19 protein-coding genes and 3 pseudogenes are annotated in these 22,038 nt (G+C 39.0%); 10 read left to right on the forward strand and 12 right to left on the reverse strand.

Features of this window, described 5'->3' with window-relative positions; all coding sequences use genetic code 11:
* Positions 1 to 39: 39 nt before the first annotated feature.
* From serS to IPK31_04910, 3 genes and pseudogenes are all read right to left on the reverse strand, one after another.
* Positions 40 to 1,311 carry a serine--tRNA ligase gene (gene serS, locus IPK31_04900; GenBank protein MBK8087328.1) on the reverse strand — a complete coding sequence of 424 codons (1,272 nt, stop codon included), beginning with the start codon at positions 1,309 to 1,311 and terminating at the stop codon, positions 40 to 42.
* A 50-nt stretch (positions 1,312 to 1,361) separates the two neighbouring features.
* A complete protein-coding gene (locus IPK31_04905; protein ID MBK8087329.1) occupies positions 1,362 to 1,799 on the reverse strand; it encodes a GNAT family N-acetyltransferase in 438 nt (145 codons plus the stop codon).
* 10 nt (positions 1,800 to 1,809) lie between these two features.
* A pseudogene (locus tag IPK31_04910) lies at positions 1,810 to 3,491 on the reverse strand (NAD+ synthase).
* A 46-nt stretch (positions 3,492 to 3,537) separates the two neighbouring features.
* Here IPK31_04910 and IPK31_04915 point away from each other — a divergent pair.
* Positions 3,538 to 4,605 carry a hypothetical protein gene (locus tag IPK31_04915; GenBank protein MBK8087330.1) on the forward strand — a complete coding sequence of 356 codons (1,068 nt, stop codon included), beginning with the start codon at positions 3,538 to 3,540 and terminating at the stop codon, positions 4,603 to 4,605.
* Here IPK31_04915 and IPK31_04920 read toward each other — a convergent pair.
* On the reverse strand, positions 4,585 to 5,679 hold the full coding sequence (locus IPK31_04920) for an acyl-CoA desaturase (protein ID MBK8087331.1): 1,095 nt from the start codon (positions 5,677 to 5,679) through the stop codon (positions 4,585 to 4,587). The genes IPK31_04915 and IPK31_04920 overlap by 21 nt on opposite strands.
* Before the next feature lie 139 nt (positions 5,680 to 5,818).
* Entirely contained in the window at positions 5,819 to 6,205 is a 387-nt protein-coding gene (apaG, locus tag IPK31_04925; protein MBK8087332.1) for a Co2+/Mg2+ efflux protein ApaG, read from the reverse strand.
* A gap of 74 nt (positions 6,206 to 6,279) precedes the next feature.
* Between apaG and IPK31_04930 the strand changes: the two genes are divergently transcribed.
* Complete coding sequence (locus IPK31_04930; protein ID MBK8087333.1) at positions 6,280 to 6,531, forward strand: (4Fe-4S)-binding protein; 252 nt, start codon at positions 6,280 to 6,282, stop codon at positions 6,529 to 6,531.
* 4 nt (positions 6,532 to 6,535) lie between these two features.
* Here IPK31_04930 and IPK31_04935 read toward each other — a convergent pair whose 3' ends face one another.
* From IPK31_04935 to IPK31_04950, 4 genes are all read right to left on the reverse strand, one after another.
* A complete protein-coding gene (locus IPK31_04935; GenBank protein ID MBK8087334.1) occupies positions 6,536 to 6,781 on the reverse strand; it encodes a hypothetical protein in 246 nt (81 codons plus the stop codon).
* Between the two features lie 72 nt (positions 6,782 to 6,853).
* A complete protein-coding gene (locus tag IPK31_04940; protein ID MBK8087335.1) occupies positions 6,854 to 7,201 on the reverse strand; it encodes a translation initiation factor in 348 nt (115 codons plus the stop codon).
* Positions 7,202 to 7,218: 17 nt separating this feature from the next.
* Positions 7,219 to 8,076 (reverse strand): carboxylating nicotinate-nucleotide diphosphorylase, encoded by an 858-nt coding sequence (gene nadC / locus IPK31_04945; GenBank protein ID MBK8087336.1) that lies wholly within the window; start codon positions 8,074 to 8,076, stop codon positions 7,219 to 7,221.
* A 96-nt stretch (positions 8,077 to 8,172) separates the two neighbouring features.
* A complete protein-coding gene (locus IPK31_04950; GenBank protein MBK8087337.1) occupies positions 8,173 to 8,559 on the reverse strand; it encodes a DUF4783 domain-containing protein in 387 nt (128 codons plus the stop codon).
* A gap of 224 nt (positions 8,560 to 8,783) precedes the next feature.
* Between IPK31_04950 and IPK31_04955 the strand changes: the two genes are divergently transcribed.
* The 8 genes and pseudogenes from IPK31_04955 (at position 8,784) to IPK31_04990 (ending at position 18,273) form a co-directional block, all read left to right on the forward strand.
* Positions 8,784 to 10,301, forward strand: a complete 1,518-nt coding sequence (locus IPK31_04955; protein MBK8087338.1) for a 2,3-bisphosphoglycerate-independent phosphoglycerate mutase — start codon at positions 8,784 to 8,786, stop codon at positions 10,299 to 10,301.
* Complete coding sequence (locus tag IPK31_04960; protein MBK8087339.1) at positions 10,301 to 10,603, forward strand: hypothetical protein; 303 nt, start codon at positions 10,301 to 10,303, stop codon at positions 10,601 to 10,603. The genes IPK31_04955 and IPK31_04960 overlap by 1 nt, the downstream gene beginning before the upstream one ends.
* Before the next feature lie 312 nt (positions 10,604 to 10,915).
* Positions 10,916 to 13,123, forward strand: a complete 2,208-nt coding sequence (locus IPK31_04965) for a TonB-dependent receptor (protein ID MBK8087340.1) — start codon at positions 10,916 to 10,918, stop codon at positions 13,121 to 13,123.
* A gap of 3 nt (positions 13,124 to 13,126) precedes the next feature.
* A pseudogene (locus tag IPK31_04970) lies at positions 13,127 to 13,696 on the forward strand (PepSY domain-containing protein).
* 183 nt (positions 13,697 to 13,879) lie between these two features.
* Complete coding sequence (locus IPK31_04975; GenBank protein MBK8087341.1) at positions 13,880 to 14,464, forward strand: sigma-70 family RNA polymerase sigma factor; 585 nt, start codon at positions 13,880 to 13,882, stop codon at positions 14,462 to 14,464.
* Positions 14,465 to 14,792: 328 nt separating this feature from the next.
* Positions 14,793 to 15,839 carry an outer membrane beta-barrel protein gene (locus tag IPK31_04980; GenBank protein MBK8087342.1) on the forward strand — a complete coding sequence of 349 codons (1,047 nt, stop codon included), beginning with the start codon at positions 14,793 to 14,795 and terminating at the stop codon, positions 15,837 to 15,839.
* A 58-nt stretch (positions 15,840 to 15,897) separates the two neighbouring features.
* Positions 15,898 to 16,467 carry a hypothetical protein gene (locus IPK31_04985; protein ID MBK8087343.1) on the forward strand — a complete coding sequence of 190 codons (570 nt, stop codon included), beginning with the start codon at positions 15,898 to 15,900 and terminating at the stop codon, positions 16,465 to 16,467.
* Positions 16,468 to 16,469: 2 nt separating this feature from the next.
* Positions 16,470 to 18,273 (forward strand): annotated as a pseudogene (locus tag IPK31_04990) (excinuclease ABC subunit C).
* Positions 18,274 to 18,540: 267 nt separating this feature from the next.
* Here IPK31_04990 and gldN read toward each other — a convergent pair.
* The 3 genes from gldN to gldL are packed head-to-tail and all read right to left on the reverse strand — an operon-like array spanning position 18,541 to position 22,002.
* Positions 18,541 to 19,620, reverse strand: a complete 1,080-nt coding sequence (gene gldN / locus IPK31_04995) for a gliding motility protein GldN (GenBank protein ID MBK8087344.1) — start codon at positions 19,618 to 19,620, stop codon at positions 18,541 to 18,543.
* A 57-nt stretch (positions 19,621 to 19,677) separates the two neighbouring features.
* The gene (gene gldM / locus IPK31_05000) at positions 19,678 to 21,201 is read right to left on the reverse strand and encodes a gliding motility protein GldM (GenBank protein ID MBK8087345.1); all 1,524 of its coding nucleotides are present in this window, start codon (positions 21,199 to 21,201) and stop codon (positions 19,678 to 19,680) included.
* 54 nt (positions 21,202 to 21,255) lie between these two features.
* Positions 21,256 to 22,002, reverse strand: coding sequence for a gliding motility protein GldL (gene gldL / locus IPK31_05005; GenBank protein ID MBK8087346.1), 747 nt, complete (start codon positions 22,000 to 22,002; stop codon positions 21,256 to 21,258).
* Positions 22,003 to 22,038 lie beyond the last annotated feature (36 nt).

Consider the following 22,038-nt stretch of genomic DNA (forward strand, 5'->3'; position numbering starts at 1 on the left):
AGTATTGTACAGGGCTTTTTTCTATCAGAATGAACTATATTAATTCAAAATATCGGCTCCAAAATAACTTCTCAATACTTCCGGAATAACAATTCCATTTTCTGTTTGATTATTCTCCAGCAATGCTGCCAAAATTCTTGGCAGTGCTAATGAACTTCCATTCAATGAATGCAGCAATTGGGTTTTGCCTTTGTCATCTTTGAACCGAATTTTCATGCGGTTGGTTTGATAGCTTTCAAAGTTGCTTACGCTTGAACATTCCAGCCATTTCTTCTGTGCCGCACTCCAAACTTCAAAATCATAGGTTAGTGCAGAAGTAAAACTCATATCACCACCGCACAAACGGAGAATGCGGTATTTCAATCCAAGTGACTGAATCAGCTTTTCAACATGGGCCACCATTTCATCCAGCACTTCATAACTTTTTTCCGGATTGACGATCTGCACAATTTCAATTTTATCAAACTGGTGTACACGGTTCAAACCACGCACATCAGCACCAAAACTTCCTGCTTCCCTTCTGAAACAGGGTGTATATGCCGTCATCTTTATTGGCAACTCTGTTTCTTTTACAATCTCATCACGGTAAATATTTGTTACAGGCACTTCAGCTGTTGGGATCATGTAAAAATTATCAGCGGGCATATAATACATCTGCCCTTCCTTATCGGGCAGTTGCCCTGTACCGTAAGCCGTTGCTTCATTCACCATGTAAGGTGGAATGTATTCTGTGTAACCGGCTACAGTGTTATAATCTAAAAAATAACTAATCAATGCACGTTGTAATTTGGCGCCTTTCCCTTTGTACACAGGAAAACCACTGCCGGTAATCTTTACACCCAGTTCAAAATTGACGATGTCGTATTGTTTGATCAACTCCCAATGTGGAACTGCATTGGCTGGCAATACAGGATCTGCACCGTTTTCTTTTACATTCACATTATCCTCCGGTGTTTTACCAGTAGGTACCAATGTTGAAGGAAGGTTAGGTAAACGGATCAGCAAGTCATTTACCTGTTGCTCTAAGTCAGTAAGCTGTTCAGCAATTTGTTTGGATGATTCTTTATATTGCGATACTTCTGTTTTCTTTTGCTCAGCAGCTTCTTTTTCACCTTTGCCCATGAGCATTCCAATTTCTTTGGATGCTGCATTTACCTTCGCTGCGAGGTCATCATTTTCCAGTTGTTTTTTACGGCGTTGTTCATCAAGCTCAATGATTTCATCAACCGAATCCAGATCAGTAAAGTTTTTTACTGCTAGTCTTTCTTTCACCAAATCCCTGTTTTGGCGGATAAATGCCAATTGTAACATAGTTCAAAATTTGCGGCAAAGGTAACTGATGAAGAGGACAAGAGCAACGATCAGTCAACGGATGATTGATAAATATCAGGATTGTGAATCTGCATCCACCTGTCGGCATTCGTTAATGCTGAAAACCCAAACTGAGTGTATAATCCATGCGCATCACGGGTGGCAAGCATAAAACGACGAAGCCCCTGCAGATCTTCATGATTCATGATTTCTTCCATCAGCCATTTACTTAATCCCTGGCCCCGGTAAGTTTCATCAATAAACACATCAGCGAGGTATGCAAATGTGGCTTTATCAGTAATCACCCTTGCAAAACCAATTTGCCTGCCCAGGTGAAACACACCAAAGCATATTGAATTATCAATCGATTTTTGTACTGTTTCAACAGGAATATTTTTTGCCCAGTAAGAGTTAGATAAAAACTCATGAACATACTCCAGGTTAAAGAAACTTGTTTCAGTACTGATAGCGAATCCCTCTTTTTGCATACACTTATTTTTATGAAAGATATTTCCCAACAATAGGCACCCTTCTTCCCACACCAAACGCCTTTGGTGAAATACGGATGATGGGGCAAAACTGGTTGCGTTTGTATTCATTTACATTCACCATTTTCAACACACGGTCAACCAAAGCCGCATCAAAGCCCATTGCTTTAATTTCATTCGGTCCCTGTCTGCGTTCAATGTATTGATAAAGTATTTTATCAAGAATTGAATAATCAGGTAATGAATCAGAATCTTTCTGACCCGGCCTTAACTCTGCACTGGGTGGTTTAGTGATGATATTACCAGGAATAATTTCTTCGCTTCGGTTGATGTACTTCGCCAGTTCATATACCTGCAGCTTATAACAATCGCCCAGCACACCAATACCACCGGCCATATCACCATACAAAGTTCCATAACCTGTTGCCAGTTCGCTTTTGTTGGATGTATTGAGTAAGATGTATCCAAACTTATTGGCAATGGCCATCAGCAAATTTCCTCGTGACCGGCTTTGAATATTTTCTTCAGCTAAACTGAAAGGCAGGTCCTGAAAAATCGGCTTCAGTTCAGTTAAGAACGAATCATAAATATTTTTGATGGGCACGATATCATAAGGATTTTTCAGGTTCTTACTCAACTGTTCTGCATCGCTAACACTATGCCCGGTTGAATACTGAGAAGGCATTAAAACAGCCCTTACATTTTCTTTACCCAGTGCTGTACATGCAAGCGCTAATGTTACTGCACTATCAATACCGCCACTGCTTCCAAGAATGGCTTTACTGAAACCCATCTTTTAAAATAATCTTTAATGCCGAGAATAATGGCATCATGTATTTCAGCAATGCATAAGGCTTCATCTAAATGAGCAGGACTTAATTCTTCATTAGGTAATGCTTCTGCCTTTACCAAAACAGGTTCTGCAAAATACCCATCATCGTTTAATTCAACCGCTTTTAACTCTTCTTCAAATAAAGAAAGCTGTTTAATCATGTTGGCATCCTTATCAAATACGAGTGAACCTCCGTCAAAAACAATCTCCGTTTGACTGCCCACACAATTACAATAGATCATTGGCAATTTGTATTTCTGAACATTCAGTTTTACAATTGCTTTCCTGTCTTCCACATGTGTATAATCGAAAGGCGATGCAGAGATGTTCAGCATCACATTCGGCTGGTATTGCATCAACTCATCCATCGGACAATTCCTGTACAAAGGATTATTGCCGAGGTTCCAGATATCTTCACAAATAGTAATGGCTAACTTCTTTCCTTTAAATTCCACAATATTCCAGTCGTATGCCGGTTCAAAGTATCGGTACTCATCAAACACATCATAGTTGGGCAAACACGTTTTATGGATTACGGCTTTCACTTCTTTCTCATACAGAAACCAGGCTGCATTGTGCAGATCCTTTCCCTGGGTTCGTTTATTCTTATCAGGAGCGCCAACAATCACAGCAATAGTATCAGCATGCTGCCTGATCTTATCAATCGATTCATTGCATTTATTCAAAAAGTCATTAAACTCTAAAAAATCTCTGGGAGGATATCCGCACACACTCAATTCACTGAACATAATGATCTCGCCGCCCTGTGCTTTTGCCAATTTAATTGCATCAATTATTTTCTGTGTATTACTTTCAAAATTGCCAATATGATAATTTTGCTGCGCTATGAATATCTTCATGGTACAAATTTCACGAATTTCGGCCACAGAACCTCACAACAAACACATGAATCTTTCGTTTATCAGCAGCATGAAAAATCTTTTCGTCTTATCAGCCCTTGTATTTCTCTTCGCCTGCAACGATCAAAGCAATGCGCCTGATGTTTCGAAGATCAACGTCGACCTCTCTGTTCAGCGTTTTGAACAGGATTTTTTTGCTATCGACAGCAATCAAACCAAAGCCGGTTTAACAGCATTACAAAACAAGTATCCAACCTTTTTGCCGCTATTTGTGAACCATGTGTTAGGACTTGGCGCATTTACTGATACCAATCAACTGCTTTTTGAAGGAAGTAAACGTTTTCTGCATCTTAATAAACCGGTGTATGAAAAATCGCAGGAGCTGTATAAGAATTTCAATCCTGTAAAAGAAGAACTGTCGAAGGGTTTTCAATATGTAAAATATTATTTCCCTACTTACCAGGTTCCATCAATCATTACAACCGTAGGGCCAATGGATGCACTGGCACCCATGAGCAATAACGAACCAAGCCCGAATTATATCGGTGAAAATTTTCTGGCCGTTGGATTGCAGTTTTACCTCGGGAAAGATTTTGCCATTTATACTGATCCGGGATATATCAGCAGTATTGCTCCACAGTACCGCAGCCGGAGATTTTCGAAAGAGTTTATTCCTACTGATGTATTTATGCTGGTGATTGATGATTTGTATCCTGACAGCAGTAACCGCTTTCCGCTGATTGAACGTTTTGTTGAAAAAGGAAAACGATTATACCTGCTGAACAAATTCCTGCCGCAAGCAAATGATACGTTGCTGATTGGTTATACAGGGAAACAACTTGACTGGTGCAAAGAAAGCGAACGGAGTATTTACAACTTTTTTATTCAGCAGAATTTATTGTTTGAAATGGACCCTGCATTAACGCAGAATTTTACAACCGATGGTCCATCTACACAGGGAATGCCTGAAAATAGTCCGGGAAATATCGGGGCCTATTTAGGATGGGAAATTGTAAAAGCTTATATCAAAAAAAACCCGGATCTTTCTCCTCAACGTTTAATGCAAACTCCCAACAAAAAGATTTTTGACGAATCAGGCTACAAGCCCCGATGAGGAAACTGAAGACTGCCCCAACTGCTTTAACATTCTGAAATGTGAAGCAATTGCTTCATTCATGGTAGGAATTGAATGATAAGGCAACTGGTGCTCTTTACATTTTTCTTCCACAATTTTGCTCAGTTCAGGATAATGTATATGGCTGATGCGTGGAAACAAATGATGCTCCACCTGGAAATTCAATCCACCTGCAAACCAGGAAATGAGTTTATTCTTTGGTGCAAAGTCTGATGTTGTTTTTACCTGGTGTGCTGCCCACTCACTTTCAATCATCACGGGTTCAATGCCTGCGTATTCAAACTCTGTTTCTTCCACCACATGAGCTAACTGAAATACAATGGCCAGTACAAAACCGAGTACCAATTCCATGGTCAAATAACCAATGGCCCATTTACCAACACCAACGAACCAGATGGGCACTGCAACATAAAAAACTGCATAAAGCAATTTACTCACCCAAAACAGGATATGTTCTTTTACATCCATTTTTGACATAGACGTAGTATTCACTTTACGCTTAAAGTATTTGTCAAAGTCGAGATAAGCAACCCATGCTAATGAAGAAATAGCGTACAAAAACACCACATAAATATGTTGAAACTTATGAGCAGGTTTCCATACCTGCGTGCTGCATTGGCGAAGAAGCGGGCTTCTGGCAATATCATCATCTACTCCATCCACATTGGTATAGGTATGATGAATAATGTTATGTTTGAATTTCCAGATAAAAGCGTTGCCGCCCAAAGCATTAATAGAGTAACCAAACAATTCATTCACCCATTTTTTACTGCTGTAGCTGCCGTGGTTGGCATCATGCATCACATTAAAACCAATACTTGCGAAAATCACTCCTAAAAAACCACATAATAACAAAGCAACCCATACGGGGAAAGAAACAGTTAGCAACGATACATATATCAGAACAGCAGCCGGTATCAGAACAATTGTCTTCATATACAGCTTAATATTTCCTGTTTTCCTTATCTGATTTGCTGAGAAATAATGATCAACTGCCTGTTTCAGATCATTAAAGAACAGGCTGCTTTTATTATTGAATGAAACTTTCGCCATATTAAATTGAAATTACGATCGCCTTTTATGCCACAGAATGGAAGCAAACAATTTGTCAAAACTACGCTAAAAAAGCCATGAGACGTGTTGATGAAGAGGCGAAATGGGGTAATTTGCTGTTAATCTACAGGGATGGGAGTTAATTACACTTGAACGGGGCAATCATTTCAAAGGAGGGAATATGAGCCTGGAACTGCTTTTTGTTATGCTGATTCTCCATCGTATAGGTTCCTTCCATTTTGCCCATTTCTGTTTTTAAATTACAACCGCTTACATACTGGTATTGATCGCCGGGCTGAATAACTGGCTGAACACCAACAACTCCTTCGCCATCTACTTCTTTATGCGATCCGTTGCTGTCAAAAATATTCCAGTGTCTGTGCAGGAGCTTAACAGGGAAAATGTTATTGTTTTCAATTGAAATACGGTATGCAAACATAAATTCACCAGCCACCGGATTGCTGTAATCGGGCTGGTAAAACGTTTCCACACTAATGGTGACCCCCTCAGTAATTTTGGATACCATATTTAAATTTGATGTAAAATTAAACGAAATTCACAGAACTCCTTATCTATAACGTAACAACAGGAAAAACTGTTATGCCTAAAACAACACACAAATACAACAATGGAGAAGTTACTATTGTTTGGAAACCTGATGTTTGTATCCATTCAACCCTTTGCTGGAAAGGGTTAAGAGAAGTATTTAACCCAACAAAACGCCCCTGGATAGATGTGAAAGGATCAACAACCGAAAAGATCATTGAACAGGTTAAAAAATGCCCAAGCGGAGCTTTGAGTTATTACTTAAATACTGAAAAAGCTGATGAGGAGGATACTGCTGAAGGCTGATTACTTATTGCTCCCACCACCAGCCCATATTGGTTTTGCTGAGAAGCCAGGTAATTGACATGCCTGCAACCAGTATGGATGAAACGATCATTAAAACAACCGCTCTTCTCTTTTTTCTTTTGTGGCTGCTCGACCCAGAAGCGTCATAATACATGAAAAAGCTCCAGATTAAAGCCCCAAATGCCAGGAAAAAGAAGAATTTAAATAATTCTAATCTTGCGGTATAGGCACCAAGAAGAATAATAGACATAGCAGGTTAGTAATTTAAAAAGGTTGTTGGTCTTAAACGTAAAAATAATTAAAAATAGTACGCAGACCGGTATTAGCCCGACTTCTTCGTTTTACTGTAACCGTTCTTTAAAAGAAATTGCAGCACCCTGTCCCGCTGATCGCCCTGTACAATAATTTCACCGTCTTTAACTGAACCTCCCGTGCCACAGAAATTTTTCAACTGTTTGCCGAGCTTTTCCGCATCCTCATCACTGCCTGTAAATCCATCAACCAGTGTAACTGTTTTACCTGCCCTGTGTTTGGTTTCAAGTTTTACACGCAGATTTTGCTGCACAGGCGGCAATGTTTCCTGCGGAGTCCGCTCCTCTTCTTCAAATCGAAAAGAAGGATCAGTACTGAACACAAATCCTCTTGTATCTGGTTTATTCTTCTTTGACATTTTTTTAGTTTTTGTGATCAGATCAGTTTCGCCTTTAAACTCAGATCCAAACTTCTTGCCTGGTGAATCAATGCGCCAACGCTGATGAAGTCTACACCGGTTGCCGCATACGCTTCAATATTATCCAGATTAATTCCTCCGCTTGCTTCTGTCTCAAAACGTCCGTTAATTAACTCCAGAGCTTCTTTTAATTGTACAGGTGAAAAATTATCGAGCATAATCCTGTCTGCTATACCAACAGCCAGCACTTTTTTTACATCTTCAACTGTTCTTGTTTCCACTTCAATTTTCAAACCGGGCTTTACTGTAAAAACATAATTGTATGCTTTTTCAATTGCCATTTCTATTCCACCGCAATAATCAATATGGTTATCCTTGAGCATAATCATATCGTACAGTGCAAAACGATGATTATATCCTCCGCCGATTGCTACTGCTTCTTTTTCCAGCAAGCGAAAATTAGGAGTTGTTTTTCTTGTATCAAGAATTCTCGTTTTATATCCTTTCAATTTCTCTGTATACTTTTTTGTGAGAGTGGCAATACCACTCATGCGTTGCATACAGTTCAGCACCAGCCGCTCACATTGCAGAATTGTATGCACACTTGCTTCCACTTCAAATGCTGTTTCACCCTTCTGCATACCGTCTCCATCTTTCTTAAAAGCTTTAAATATACAATCAGGTTGCTGAAACTGAAAGATGGCCTTAGCTACGTTCATTCCTGCAAGCACACCTTCTTCTTTTATCTTCAAAACGGCCATTCCCTTTGCTTCTGGAGAAATAGAACTGAGTGTTGAATGATCCCCTTCACCAATATCTTCTTTTATTGCTGCAGTAATCAGTACCTGTAACAGTTCATTGTAATTTGCGATCATGCTGCAAAACTAAAGGAATTCATTCTTTTGCTTTTGTTACTGCAAATAAAAACCCCGCTAAGAAGCGGGGGTGATGTTGTATTGTTAGTAAGAGTTTTACTTCTGTTCAAATTCAACTCCCTGAATCAGCTGCTTATCACCACGTGAACGCGTGTATACGGTTGTGCGGTAATTGCCGCTGTTGGTAGTTAAAGTGCCGATAATAAAATTAGAGGAGGGATTGCTTCCTGAATGCTGCACTTCAAAGTTTTTTACTTTATTGAGTGCAAAGAAGTCTTTCACAACCATTTCTGCCTGTCCTTTACTGAACGTATTGCTTTTACCAGGTATGCTTACATCTACCATATTGTCGAAATACTTGGCCATTTTATCTGCACTGCCCGATTTCAGAGCCGTTACAATGTCATCTTTTTGAATAAATGAGTATGAAAAAGCGGTTAGCGAAATCAGCAACAGAAAATTGAAAACATTTTTTGCGCTCATATAAAGATTTTTAGATACTGATTAAGTACGAAAAACATGCCAAATACACAGTTACTCAGACAATTAAATTGCATCAATTGCTGCTATAAGTGAAGCTAATCAAATGATTTTGACTCAAATAAAGTAAATTTGAGCCTCTTAACTCAGCCGGGATAATTTTATTCTTTGATTGAAAAGGTTATTTCAAACGGCAAAACTGGCAAACAATTCAAAATTAAATACAGATGAAAACGAAAAAAGCTATTCTGGTCATTATGGACGGATGGGGACTTGGACAGGTAAAGTATGCAGATGCCATCCAGCATGCAAATGTTCCCTTTGTAACAAGTTTATATCAATACCCAAATACCACGTTGATTACCTGTGGCGAAGCAGTTGGTTTACCCGATGGACAAATGGGTAACAGTGAAGTAGGTCACCTGAACCTTGGCGCAGGCCGTATTGTATACCAGGAGTTACAACGTATTCATGTTGCAGTACGTGATGGCGAATTTGCAGCCAATAAAACTTTGAACGACAGTATTGACCATGCACTTCAAAATAACAAACCTCTTCATATTATAGGTTTAGTTAGTGATGGCGGGGTGCATTCACATACCAGCCACCTAAAAGCCCTTACATCTTTATGCAAATCAAAAGGCCTTAGCAATGTATTTATCCATGCTTTTACTGACGGAAGGGACACTGACCCTAAAAGCGGGTTAGTTTTTTTAACCGATGTACAAAATCACCTGAACCAAACCGTTGGTGCAATAGCATCTGTAACCGGCCGCTACTATGCAATGGACCGGGATAAAAGATGGGAACGTGTAAAACTTGCTTATGATGCATTAGTGAACGGTATTGGCGAAAAATCAGACGATGTATTGAAATCAGTTGCTGCTTCCTACACAAACGGAGTTACAGATGAATTTTTAAAACCAATCATCAGCAGCAAAACAGGAAACTCAACTATTAAAGATGGTGATGCAGTAATCTGTTTCAACTTCCGCACCGACCGCTGCCGTGAAATAACTCAGGTGCTTACACAAATAGATATGCCCGAACTTGGAATGCAGAAACTTAAACTGGATTATACAACCATGACGGAATACGACAAGACCTATAAAAATGTTCATGTAGTGTTTGAAACAGATAATCTGAATCAAACATTAGGAGAAGTATTGGAACATTATGGTAAAACCCAGATCAGAATTGCAGAAACAGAAAAATATCCGCATGTAAGTTTCTTTTTCAGCGGTGGCAGAGAATTACCATTTGAGGGCGAAAAAAGAATTATGATCCCATCACCCAAAGTAGCAACTTACGATCTGCAACCGGAAATGAGTGCAATTGAAGTAACAGATGCCATTGTTCCTGAAATTGAAAATGAAACAGCTGATTTTATCTGTTTGAATTATGCCAATGCCGACATGGTTGGACATACAGGTGTTTTCAGTGCTGCGATAAAAGCTGTAGAAACAGTTGATAAGTGTATGCAGCGGTTAGTTACTGCTGCCCTGGATCACGGATATACTGTTTTCGTTCTGGCCGATCATGGCAATGCCGATTTTATGATTAATGAAGATGGAACACCCAATACAGCACATACATTAAACCCTGTTCCTTTATTTGTAGTTGATAAAGAGTGGAGAGGAAAAGTAAAAACAGGCAAATTAGGCGATGTAGCTCCTTCCATTTTACATATGATGGGACTTGCAGCTCCAAAAGAAATGACAGGCTTCGATTTGATCGTTGATTAATGCAGTATTTCAAAACCATATTAACTGTTTTTTTACTGGCGGCCTTCAGCATTCCGCTTCTTTCAACTGTAGTATTACAGGTGAGGCAACTGTATGTGCAGTGGCAAATGCTGGAGGCGCTGGAAAAACAGGAACTGGTTCAGGTAAGAATTAAAACATCAGACATTGAATGGATCAAAGACAAAAAAGAATGTTGGGTTAACGGTGAAATGTTTGATGTAAAACGTATTCAGATTATCAATGACGAAACCCTGCTTACAGGTCTTTACGATAAAAAGAAAAAGAAATTAAAAGAAATCTGAAGAATCTGGCAAAGAACCAACAGCAATCGGGCAAATTACAGCAGTTTGTAAAATTATTTTCTGTGATGATTGCAAATACAGAAACCGGCAACCTGCCTGTACTTGGTTATGTTAACATTAACAACAGGAATCAGTTCAGGAATTCAATTTATATTACCCCCTTCATCGGCTACACGGCACCTCCTCCCAAATTCAGTTAAGCTTTCTATTTACAATTTAATGTACTCATTGCTATTGCAATGATGATTTCATCATGTCGCACATCATTGTGCGCATGATCAACTGATTTCAATAACCAGCTTAACAATTAAAATGAGAAAGTTATTTTTATTGCTATTATCTGTCTGCACATTTTTATACTCGCAGGCACAGGAAGAACCACCGGATACAACAGCAAAAGAATTAGGTGAAGTCATTATTTCATTTAATAAATGGGAACTCAAGCAAAATGAAGTTCCAAATAAAATCACCAAAATAAGTAAGGATCAAATTCTCCGGAACAATCCGCAAACTTCTGCTGATTTGCTTGCACAAACAGGGACAATCTTTGTACAGAAAAGTCAACTCGGAGGTGGAAGTCCCATGATTCGGGGGTTTGCAACAAACAGGATATTACTTGTTGTTGATGGTGTAAGAATGAATAATGCTATTTACAGGAGTGGAAATTTACAGAATATAATTTCAGTTGATGCACTTGCATTAGAAACTGCGGAAGTAATTTTTGGTCCCGGATCTTTGATTTACGGAAGCGATGCAATTGGAGGTGTAATGGATTTTCATACACTGCATCCAAGATTATCACAAAATGGAAAGCTGTTGGTAAAAGGAAGTACATCAGTTCGCTATTCATCCGCTAATAAAGAAAATACGATCCACGCTGACTTAAATCTTGGCTGGGAAAAATGGTCTGTCTTATCTTCCCTTACTTACAGCAAATTTGATGATCTGAGGATGGGTAAAAATGGTGGGCCGGACAGTTATCTGCGCCCTGAATATGTTGAGCGTATCAATGGAATCGACAGCATTGTAAAAAACAGCGATCCAAGGACTCAGCGGTTCAGCGGTTACGAACAAATAAATCTGTTGCAAAAGGTTCGCTTTAAACCAACCAAAAATCTTGATTTTAAATATGGTTTTACATATGCAAAGACAGGTAATGCTCCACGTTATGACAGGCTGATACAGTACCGGAGTGGAAAACTTCGCTTTGCAGAATGGTATTATGGGCCAATGATATGGTCATTGCACAACCTTGAAATACTGGCTTCCAAGAAAAAAGTGTTGTTTGATGAAAGTAAGCTCAATGTTGCTTACCAGGATTATGAAGAAAGCAGGGTTGATCGTACACGGACCAACAATAACCGTAACATGCAGAAAGAAACGGTAAAAGCTATCAGCATAAATGCGGATGCAAATAAAACAATTGGCAAAGGGAAGTTATTCTATGGTATTGAGTACGTTTATAACAAAGTAGGTTCAACAGGAGAACGAACAAATATTGGAACTGGTGCCGTATCACCATATGTAAGCCGATACCCCGATGGAAGTACATGGAGTACAGCCGGTATATATGCCAGCTACAAAATAAATTTTCATCCAAAGTTTACGTTAACAAGTGGTTTACGTTACAGCTATAATATGCTGAATGCAACTTTTGATACAACGTTCATCAAGTTTCCTTATAAAAAAGCAGAGATTAAAGAAGGCGCACTTACCGGAAACGCAGGACTTGTTTTTCGCCCTGCTGAAACATGGCAGCTGAATGCAAATTTTTCAACTGGCTATCGTATGCCAAATGTTGATGATATTGGAAAGCTGTTTGAAAGTGTACCCGGTAACATTACAATTCCCAATCCGGATATCCAATCAGAATATGCTTATAATTTTGAAATAGGTATTGTAAAAAATATTCAGCATAAACTTAGAATCGAGCTGAATGGATTTCACACTCTGCTGAATCATGCAATTGTACGCAGGCCAACAACATTCAATGGGCAGGATAGTATTCTGTTTGACGGCATACTCAGCCGGGTTGAAGCATTACAAAATGTTGCTAAAGCAACAGTATGGGGTTTCCAGGCAAGTGTTGAAGTGTTTATTACAAAAAACTTTTCCGTTCAAACTCATGCAAACTGGATAACAGGAAAAGAAACAGATGATGTAAAAAACGAACAGGTTCCTTTGCGTCATGCTCCTCCTTTTTATGGCAGCACATATATCAAATATCACGCAGGGAAATTCTATGTTGAAGCATCTGCTGTATATAACAGCGAAATAAAAAACAAAGACCTTGCACCATCAGAACAGGCCAAAACAGATATATACGCAAAAGACACCAACGGCAAACCTTATGCCCCGGGGTGGTATACCATTAATCTGAAAGCATCCTGTCAAATAACAAAAAACGTTCTTTTAACAACCGGCTGGGAAAATATCAGTAATCAACGTTACAGGCCGTATTCATCAGGGATTGTTGCAGCAGGAAGCAACTTTATTGTTTCATTAAGAGCAAATTTATAAACCATGGCTGTTTCAAAAGTTGTTAAGCAAACCAGATGGTACAGAAAAATTCACAGATGGATTGCTTCCATTCTGTTTGTTTTTTTTGTCATCATCTCCATTACAGGATTACTTCTCGGATGGAAAAAAAACAGCAATGGTTATCTGCTTGCAGATAGCCAGAAGGGCACAACAACAGACATCAGTCAATGGCTGTCGTTTGATTCACTGCATACAATTGCTGTTAAAACTCTGCACGACAGTATCCCTGAAATCATTTCTGACAAACTGGACAGGATAGATGCCCGACCGGAAAAAGGAATGGTAAAGTTTGTTTTCAAAGAAAATTACCTCGGTATTCAACTCGATGCTTCAACAGGAAAGCTGTTACACATTGAAAAGAGAAGATCAGACTTTATTGAAAACATACAGGCCGGTTCGTACATTGATAAGATAACAGGGTGAAATGGAGCATTTAAACTTTCGTATACAACAATAATGGGAGGAGCTTTATTAATGCTTACAATTACCGGTTTCTGGCTTTGGTACAATCCTAAAAGAATACGAAAGAAGAAACTAAACACTATTCCCTAAACCTTTCCCAAAAAATTCATTTTAAAAGGAATACTGTCTGTAATGCGGCCCCGGATAATTACAAGGAGAAGCCCATTATTCCGGCATTTTGAGCAATGGGCTTCTTCATTGTATTATTTTGACAGCAAAGCAGCAGCTTTTTCATTTAAATTGTCTAAATTCAGGGTTGCAAACCCAACGTGAATGACTGAGGAAGCAATCTTACATGGATGTCTTAAAAATCAAGCGGTAGCTCAACAGGAATTGTACAGCAGATACAGTCCAAAAATGTTGTCTGTCTGTTATCGATTTGCCCGCAACCGTGAAGATGCTGAAGACATGCTGCAGGAAGGTTTCATCAGGGTATTCACACAAATTCATCAGTTTCAAAGCAAAGGCTCTTTTGAAGGCTGGATCAGGCGCATTATTGTTCATACCTGCATTAATCATTTAAAAAAACACAAGAAGTTTAATGATAGTGTAGATATAACACAGGCCCAAACCGTTTCGGTTCGGGAAGACAGTGTACCATCAATCATTCAAGCCAAGCAGGTAATAGAATGCATCAGAACATTACCACTTGGTTACCGAACTGTATTGAACCTGTTTGCAATTGACGGTTATACTCACCGTGAAATTGCAAATATGCTGGACATAGAAGAAAGTACCAGCCGATCGCAGTACACAAGAGCAAAAGCAATGCTGGAGCAGATTTTGATTCAAAAACAAATCATTCTCCGGCCTCAGAGACAGGGTGAATGGGTGGCAGCAGCCCATCCTCGGTTTTAAACCATCCGTACAACCAAACTAAACTGATTATGGAGCGCTATATGTACCAGGACGATTCATTTGAAAGGATGCTGAAACAAAAGGCTGATGAGTACCGCATGTACCCATCCACTGAGATATGGGACAAGATTCAGCAAAGGGTGCAGAAAAAAAATAATCCTTTTAATTTTAAGTCAGCCGGCATTACTCTTGTTCTTCTTTCTTTTTCTCACTTTATCTTTCTAACGACCAGCAGCCAAATAATAAAGTATCACTTTCATTACCTGATGACAACGATGTTCATCAAACTGTGTCAAAAACAAGTTCACCCCTTGCAAAAGTTGTAAGGATGAAGCCAAGAGTACAGCAACCATTGTCTGAAACAAACAATGAATCATTTGCTGTTAATGCTCCTGAATCTTCTGGAAATGTGCTGCCCGTTGATGCAACGCCAATCATCCCGGTTTCGCAGGTAATTGAGCAATCAGCTCCGGAAGAAATTTTACTTACCAAAGCAGAAAATAATCATTTTGTTTCATTGAGCAAACCAACTTTCCATGTAGCTGATGCTCCTGAACAAAAGACAGGAGGTATCAGTGTTGCTGAACATCAAACAGAAACACCGGTCATTGATGAATCTCCTGCACTTAAAACAGATGCCGAACTCAATTATGAAGTGAATATTCCACTGGTTATAAAACAAAAACCAGTAAAGCAATTGCAGTTTTATCTTACTCCTTCTCTCAGCTACAGGGTTTTATATGCTGGCAATAAAATTGCTTTTGGCAATTTGCCAAGGGAGAATCCGGAAGATGCAGCAATACATAACCCTTCACTTGGTTTAGAAGGAGGAGTTGCTATTCTGTTTCCCGTTTCAAAGAGAATTAAATTCAGAACGGGCATTCAGTTTAACTATACACACTATGAGGTAAATGCATTTAAAGCTGCTCCGCAGTTAACTACTATACGTCTCAATTACTCAAGTATACAGCGTGTAACAACATTGAATAATGATAATGGTTATTATGCGAAGAATGTAGCAAATGAAACATACCAGGTTTCAATTCCTTTAGGTTTAGAATTTAAATTAGCCGGGAAGAAAAAAGTACAGTGGAACCTGGCTACCAATCTCCAGCCTACTTATCTGCTGAAAGCTTCCGGGTACCTGTTGACAAACGATTTAAAGAATTATGTAAAAGCTCCTGATCTGATGAGTCATTTGAATGTAAACTCATCCATTGAAACATTTCTCCGCTGGAATGCTAAAAACTTCCTGATCCAGGCTGGTCCGCAATTACGTTACCAGCTGTTTTCAAATGCCCGTGGTGAATATCCAATCAGGGAACACCTGGTTGATTATGGTTTCCGCATCGGTATTGTTAAACCCCTGAGATAATTGTTTTTCGGTTCGTTTCTTCCTGCTGTGAAACAATAGTTTTCAATATTTTTACAGCATGATAAAATTTTTGTTAGGATTATTCTGTGTTAGTGCTGTATTTACATTCAACAGCTGTAAGAATACAAAAAAAGAGCCCAAAGACTATATTGATGTAAGTTCCTATCTCAAAGGCCAGCTAAAGTATATTGATACAGTTCCATTTGCTTTTTTAAAAGTAGTTCAGCAGGATACAGTGTTTACAGATTCTCAATTCATTACTAAAGAACAGGTGAAGCAGATTGCAGGTGAATTTCTGGTGGAGGAACTGGAAAAAAAGAATTTCGAGAAAAACTTCAAAGAAACCTCTTTTGCTGATGCAACTATTCACACCGTAACTATTACCTATGATGCAATTAATACAAACTGTCCTATTTCAAGAGTAGATGTATATGTGAACCCTGAAAAAGAGCAGATCAGCCAGTTATATCTTGTACGGTATAAAGAAAACAACGACTCTGCCGTTTCACAGCAAATACTGTGGAAGCATAACAAAAGTTTTACCCTGATTACTTCCGTAACAAAAAAGAATGAGCCGGAAAAAATTACAACCGAACGGGTGATCTTGGACGAAAGAGAGGATGATTAATCATGACTGAAGCCGAATTAAAAAAAGTATTGCCCGGAATTCCGGCACAACCAGGCATTTATAAATATTTTGATGCTGATAAAAAACTGCTGTACGTTGGCAAGGCAAAACACCTGCGCAAAAAGAGTTTCCTCTTATTTTACAAAAACACTTCAATCGTACAAAACACAGGAACTAGTTAGAAGAATACATACAATTGAGTTTACAGTTGTTAATTCAGAACAGGATGCATTCTTTCTTGAAAATTCATTGATCAAACAATACCAGCCCGTTTTTAATATTGATCTGAAGGATGATAAGAGCTACCCGTTTATTGTTATAAAAAAAGAGCCTTTCCCAAGAGTCTTTCTTACAAGGAAAAAGATCCACGATGGTTCACAATACCTTGGGCCATTTACCTCCGTTGCAAAGGTGAGAGACCTGATAGAGTTCATCCGTCAGCATATCCCTATCAGAAACTGCAAACTCAATCTTTCAGAAAGCAACATTAAGAAAGGGAAGTTCAAAGTTTGTCTTGAATATCATTTAGGAAACTGTAAAGGCCCCTGCGAGGGCTTACAGTCAACGGAAGATTACCAGGCAAATATGGAACAGGTTAAAAATTTACTCAAAGGAAACCTCTCCCCTGTTATCAGGCAGCTGAAGGAAGAAATGAAAGCTTTCGCTGTCGAAATGAATTTTGAAAAAGCAGAGATCACCCGTAAGAAAATTGAGCACCTGGAAAATTATAAAGCAACTTCTACTGTTGTAAATCCAAGAATGGGCGATGCAGATGTTATTTCCATTCTTTTAAATGAGAACAAAGCATTTCTGAATTACATGATGGTGCAAAACGGAAGCATTATTCAAACAGAAAACGTTCAGCTTGAAAGTCACCTGGGTGAAACAGAAAAAGAAATTCTGGAATTTGCCGTAAGTTTTATTCGTAACAAATTCGAAAGCATTTCACCTGAAATTATTGTACCGGTTGAGATAGAATTATTAGATGAACAATTAAAAATAACTGCACCCAAAGCCGGTGAAAAGAAAAAGCTTCTGGAGCTGTCGCAAAAAAACGTGGCAGTTTTTGTGGAAGAGTTTAAACGAAAACAATCCCTCCATCTTTCAGACAGGAAACAGGAAGCCGCACAAAAAATATTGCTGCAGTTACAGCAGCAACTTCACCTGCAGCAGGTACCACTGCACATTGAGTGTTTTGATAACTCAAATTTCCAGGGAAGTTACCCTGTAGCTGCAATGGTATGCTTTAAAAATGGCGAACCCAGCAAAAAAGATTACAGGCATTTCAATATTAAAACAGTAACAGGCATCAATGATTTTGCATCAATGAAGGAAGTAGTGGGGCGGCGTTACAAACGTTTAACAGAAGAGAATCAGCCGTTACCTCAATTAGTAATTATTGATGGCGGTAAAGGACAATTGTCATCTGCAATGGAAAGCATTAAAGAATTGAATCTTGAAAACAAGATGACTGTTGTAGGGCTTGCAAAAAATGTAGAAGAAATTTTCTTTACTGGCGATCAGCAATCATTAAAGATTCCTTACGACAGTGAATCATTAAATCTCATCAGGAGAATACGGGACGAAGTACACCGCTTCGGCATTACTTTTCACAGAGATAAAAGAAGTAAAGGAACATTTAAAACTGAGCTTGAAAATATCGCAGGTATTGGCGCTGCAACAATTGATACGTTGCTGAAAGAGTTTAAATCGGTAACAAAAATCAGGAATGCTTCTATTGAAGAAATTGCTGCAGTTATAGGGGAACAAAAAGCCGGATTGGTGAAGAGCGGACTGCAGGTATAAAAAAAATGGGGCCAGGATAGAAATCCAGCCCCGTCTTTAAAATCCAATATCCTATGAAAAACCGAAACGAAGATACAAACACTTATCTACAAATCAATACCATAAACAGGTATTTTTTAGAATATTTTTATTTTTATTCCAGGCCTGATAATCTATCATTTAGATATAGTAGTTCTACGTGTTTCTGATAAAAAAGCAGATACTTCCGCTCTAAACACAAAAAAGCCGCTTTTTGTAAAAGCGGCTTTTAAACTGTATTTTTTGATTTTAGTACGACCAGAGATCCTGTTCGTAATTAAAAATCTTGTCTTTTATATTTTCACCTTCCAGCAAACGGAGGATCGGATCTTTGATATAATCCTTTAACCTTCTGTCGTATGGATTATCCATTGTTGATTTGGTAATATAACTGCTGAACATCCTGTTTTCAAACAGCTCTTCCCATGTCATCCTGGCTCCAAAGTTTTTACCGTTGAATGCTTCATACTTTGAAAGTAATGGGCGTGCATCAGGATAATAAACCCAGAACATTGGAATCATACCAACAAAAATGCCTGAAGATGTATACTGAGGTTTTACAGGTGCAATACCAAGAATCCTTACAAACATTCTTGAAGATTCTTTATCAAACACCCATTCTTCCTTCATACGAAACTGATAAATACTATCCGGATCAAATTCACGGGTACGCACTTCGTAACGTGTAATATTACCCTGCATGTCATAAACCGGAACAGTATCAACACCACCTGCAAATGTTTCCATTACCTTATCGGGCGTTAATGGAGTAGTAAACCTGTCATCAGCCGCATCAAAAGCTGTTATTTCCCTGGTTCTGATTGCCTGCAAAATGATAGAAATGAAACGTTGGTTTCCATTATCCTCATCGGCCGCATAACGGAAGGGGAGATTCATCTTTTCACGGGTATCGATTTCTCTCCATACACGCTGACGGTAAACCGCATCATCCTCACGGATATGTTCATATGCCAATGGGGAGCGATCTTTTACAAGATTCCTTTCAATAGAAGCATCATTCCTCAATGAAGGCTTTATTGAATCGGTTGCTGCATTTCCTGTTGAAGGAACTACAACGATAGGAACATTAGCAGCCGGCTGATTTGTTTGCTGTGGCTGATTATTATTGCCATATCCCGAGGGCTGGGTTCCATAACCAGATGGCTGTTGCTGGGTAGGCTGCGTGCCATAACCCGAAGTTTGTGTTTGCGGACGCTGTGTTTTCGTTCTTGTTGTCTTTTTGGGCTTTGGTTTTGTTTGAGCAGATACTGCTACAGAACCCACCAGACAACAAAGCAAAAGGCCAATTCCAAGGTTTTTCATTTTCATTTTGCCAGTTTTATACTGTTATAACGCAATTTTTAAAGAAATAATATCTTACCTGTTTTAATAAAGGTTAAAAAACACACCGGGAATTCTTCTGCTTCCACCCGGACCAGATGCACGAACCTCATCAACTGTAATTGTTGTGCCTGGCTTTGCTTTATTAATCAAATCCTGCACAGGAGCAAAGCTGTTACCTTGTACCTGTCTGAACTGTGGATCAGGGAAGCCAGCACCAGTTAAATAGATTACATAACCTGTTACAGTGAATGTTACACCTTCAAACACAAAGTTCTCCAGTTCGGCTCTGATACCCTGCTGTGCTTTGAAAACGTTTGACTGCATACGGCCACCTTTACTTGCACCAACCATTGCAACCGGATCAGGTACATTTTTTACACGGAATTCAAAGCTGCTTGGCCTACCATCAGAATTAACGGTTACAGTAGCTTTACCAACTGCATTTGGCTTAGCAACATAGAGGCCGGGCCCAGTTTTAGTTAGTGATCCATTATTAATACTTACGGTTACTTTTTCATCGCCTACATTACCACCACTAACAGCCAAAACATTATCCAAACCATTGTAGAGCACTTGTACTTTTTCAGCACTTACAAAAGCGCCGGTAGCAGTACCTACAGTATAGTTAATGGTTGTGGTTTTTGACTGAGGATTACCATCCTGATCTGTATAGTTTACTACAACATTTACAGAACCGCTGGTGCTTCCTACTTTAAATTTCTTTACAGCTAACCCTTTTTCGTTCAGGGCAATTGGAGATCCTCCAATTGATACGGTAGGGAGTTTTGTTTTACTGTATGCTCCTAAACCGGCTGTAATTTCGAGTTCCTGTCCTGGGAACAGATAACTGGTACTTGAACCCACAATTGGTTCAAATGCATCAAAACGAACCACTACCTGTCCTACACGGTTGTGAAATTCATTCACTAAACGGTTTTCAGTAGTTTTTACGTCGTTCTGAAATTTACTCAGCATGGTTAATGCGGCAACAGTAGGAGTCATGTGAAAATATGCTGATGCCCATGTAACCTTGCCCAATTTTGTATTATTCATCTTTGGAATCTCTGTGTTGATAGGAAGTGTTTTTTCAAACATCTTTCCAACTTCAGGATCAAGAGCAAGCATTGCTTTCTTATACTCATCAAGCTTAATTCTTAATTTTTCTCCCTCACCCTGCTTATCCATAATTCTGGTAGCAACGTCTACATTATCCTCTTTAAAAGAAGAGTTTGGATCAGCCGGATTAAACCCAGCTTCAACTTTTAGCTTTGTTTTTATTCCTTCGATATAGTCAAAAAGGGTCTTTGTTAATTGTACAGCACTCTCCGCTTTAGGCATCCACACTTCTGCTTTTGTCTTTGATTCGGGTGACTGTAATTTTATTTTGAACGATTCCATAATCGTTCCGGTAGATCTGTCTACCACTGAATTGGTTGATGTAAGACTGTTATCAACCACTTTGAATGCATTGATGATTTCTGCTGATACGTTCAGTGCCAACATTGCTGTTAACACCAGGTACATCAGGTTGATCATCTTTTGCCTGGGCTCTTTAGGTAATGACATGATGTTCGGATTTTGGTTTTAATTCAGGTAAATTAGTTTCGGTTCATCTGTTGATTAACGTCCCTGCATTGCATTGATCATGTTACCGTATATATTGTTCAGTGTACCAAGATTCCTGGCCAACGAAGAAATTTGTTCATGTGCTTTTTTCGCATCATCAACACTTCCCTGCATTGCTTCAGAAGCTGAAGCCAGGTTGCCGTAAAACTTGTTCATTGTTTTAAGGTGATTGTTAGTATCCTGCAATTCCAGTTCATAAATTGTATTTAATGATCCAAGATTTTTGGTCATTACCTGTACCTGCTCGTGGTAAGCTTTTGTACCTTCTGCAGCGAGGTTAAACGAAGAAACCGTTGCAGCAGCCTGCTGGTAAGCTTCTTTCATATTACCGAGCACCTGTGCAGCTTCTTTTGATTTTGCACTTAACTCACCTGTTGAAGCAACTACATCACTTACATCTTTAATTCCACCAACTGTATTGTTGAGGCGTTGGAAATTTTCACCAAGGCTTTTTAAACTTGAAGGAGTGATTTCAGCCTGCATTAACATTTTATCTAAAGAAGCTAAAGCTGGAGTTCCGGCCGGAGCAGCATCATGACCATGATCGCTCATACCATAACCCTGTGTAGCTAAATAAGCATATACCATGAAAATACCTGCTTCAGTTAACAGACCTACTGTTAACATGATATCAGCAAAAGACAAGTGAAGGATTTTTGCCCATGCACCAAAGATTACCACTGCCGCACCACCTGATACGATGATGTTTGTAATTTTTTCGGTTGATTTAGAAACTGCCATAAGATTGGTTTTAAAAAGATGAATTAAAGATGAGAA

The sequence above is a fragment of the Chitinophagaceae bacterium genome, assembly GCA_016713085.1.
Classification (GTDB): domain Bacteria; phylum Bacteroidota; class Bacteroidia; order Chitinophagales; family Chitinophagaceae; genus Lacibacter.

Bases quoted from the DNA above. Each gene is read 5' to 3' on its own strand.
- serS (MBK8087328.1), bottom strand. From the start codon at position 1,311: ATGTTACAATTGGCATTTATCCGCCAAAACAGGGATTTGGTGAAAGAA.
- IPK31_04905 (MBK8087329.1), bottom strand. From the start codon at position 1,799: ATGCAAAAAGAGGGATTCGCTATCAGTACTGAAACAAGTTTCTTTAAC.
- IPK31_04915 (MBK8087330.1), top strand. From the start codon at position 3,538: ATGAATCTTTCGTTTATCAGCAGCATGAAAAATCTTTTCGTCTTATCA.
- IPK31_04920 (MBK8087331.1), bottom strand. From the start codon at position 5,679: ATGGCGAAAGTTTCATTCAATAATAAAAGCAGCCTGTTCTTTAATGAT.
- apaG (MBK8087332.1), bottom strand. From the start codon at position 6,205: ATGGTATCCAAAATTACTGAGGGGGTCACCATTAGTGTGGAAACGTTT.
- IPK31_04930 (MBK8087333.1), top strand. From the start codon at position 6,280: ATGCCTAAAACAACACACAAATACAACAATGGAGAAGTTACTATTGTT.
- IPK31_04935 (MBK8087334.1), bottom strand. From the start codon at position 6,781: ATGTCTATTATTCTTCTTGGTGCCTATACCGCAAGATTAGAATTATTT.
- IPK31_04940 (MBK8087335.1), bottom strand. From the start codon at position 7,201: ATGTCAAAGAAGAATAAACCAGATACAAGAGGATTTGTGTTCAGTACT.
- nadC (MBK8087336.1), bottom strand. From the start codon at position 8,076: ATGATCGCAAATTACAATGAACTGTTACAGGTACTGATTACTGCAGCA.
- IPK31_04950 (MBK8087337.1), bottom strand. From the start codon at position 8,559: ATGAGCGCAAAAAATGTTTTCAATTTTCTGTTGCTGATTTCGCTAACC.
- IPK31_04955 (MBK8087338.1), top strand. From the start codon at position 8,784: ATGAAAACGAAAAAAGCTATTCTGGTCATTATGGACGGATGGGGACTT.
- IPK31_04960 (MBK8087339.1), top strand. From the start codon at position 10,301: ATGCAGTATTTCAAAACCATATTAACTGTTTTTTTACTGGCGGCCTTC.
- IPK31_04965 (MBK8087340.1), top strand. From the start codon at position 10,916: ATGAGAAAGTTATTTTTATTGCTATTATCTGTCTGCACATTTTTATAC.
- IPK31_04975 (MBK8087341.1), top strand. From the start codon at position 13,880: ATGACTGAGGAAGCAATCTTACATGGATGTCTTAAAAATCAAGCGGTA.
- IPK31_04980 (MBK8087342.1), top strand. From the start codon at position 14,793: ATGAAGCCAAGAGTACAGCAACCATTGTCTGAAACAAACAATGAATCA.
- IPK31_04985 (MBK8087343.1), top strand. From the start codon at position 15,898: ATGATAAAATTTTTGTTAGGATTATTCTGTGTTAGTGCTGTATTTACA.
- gldN (MBK8087344.1), bottom strand. From the start codon at position 19,620: ATGAAAATGAAAAACCTTGGAATTGGCCTTTTGCTTTGTTGTCTGGTG.
- gldM (MBK8087345.1), bottom strand. From the start codon at position 21,201: ATGTCATTACCTAAAGAGCCCAGGCAAAAGATGATCAACCTGATGTAC.
- gldL (MBK8087346.1), bottom strand. From the start codon at position 22,002: ATGGCAGTTTCTAAATCAACCGAAAAAATTACAAACATCATCGTATCA.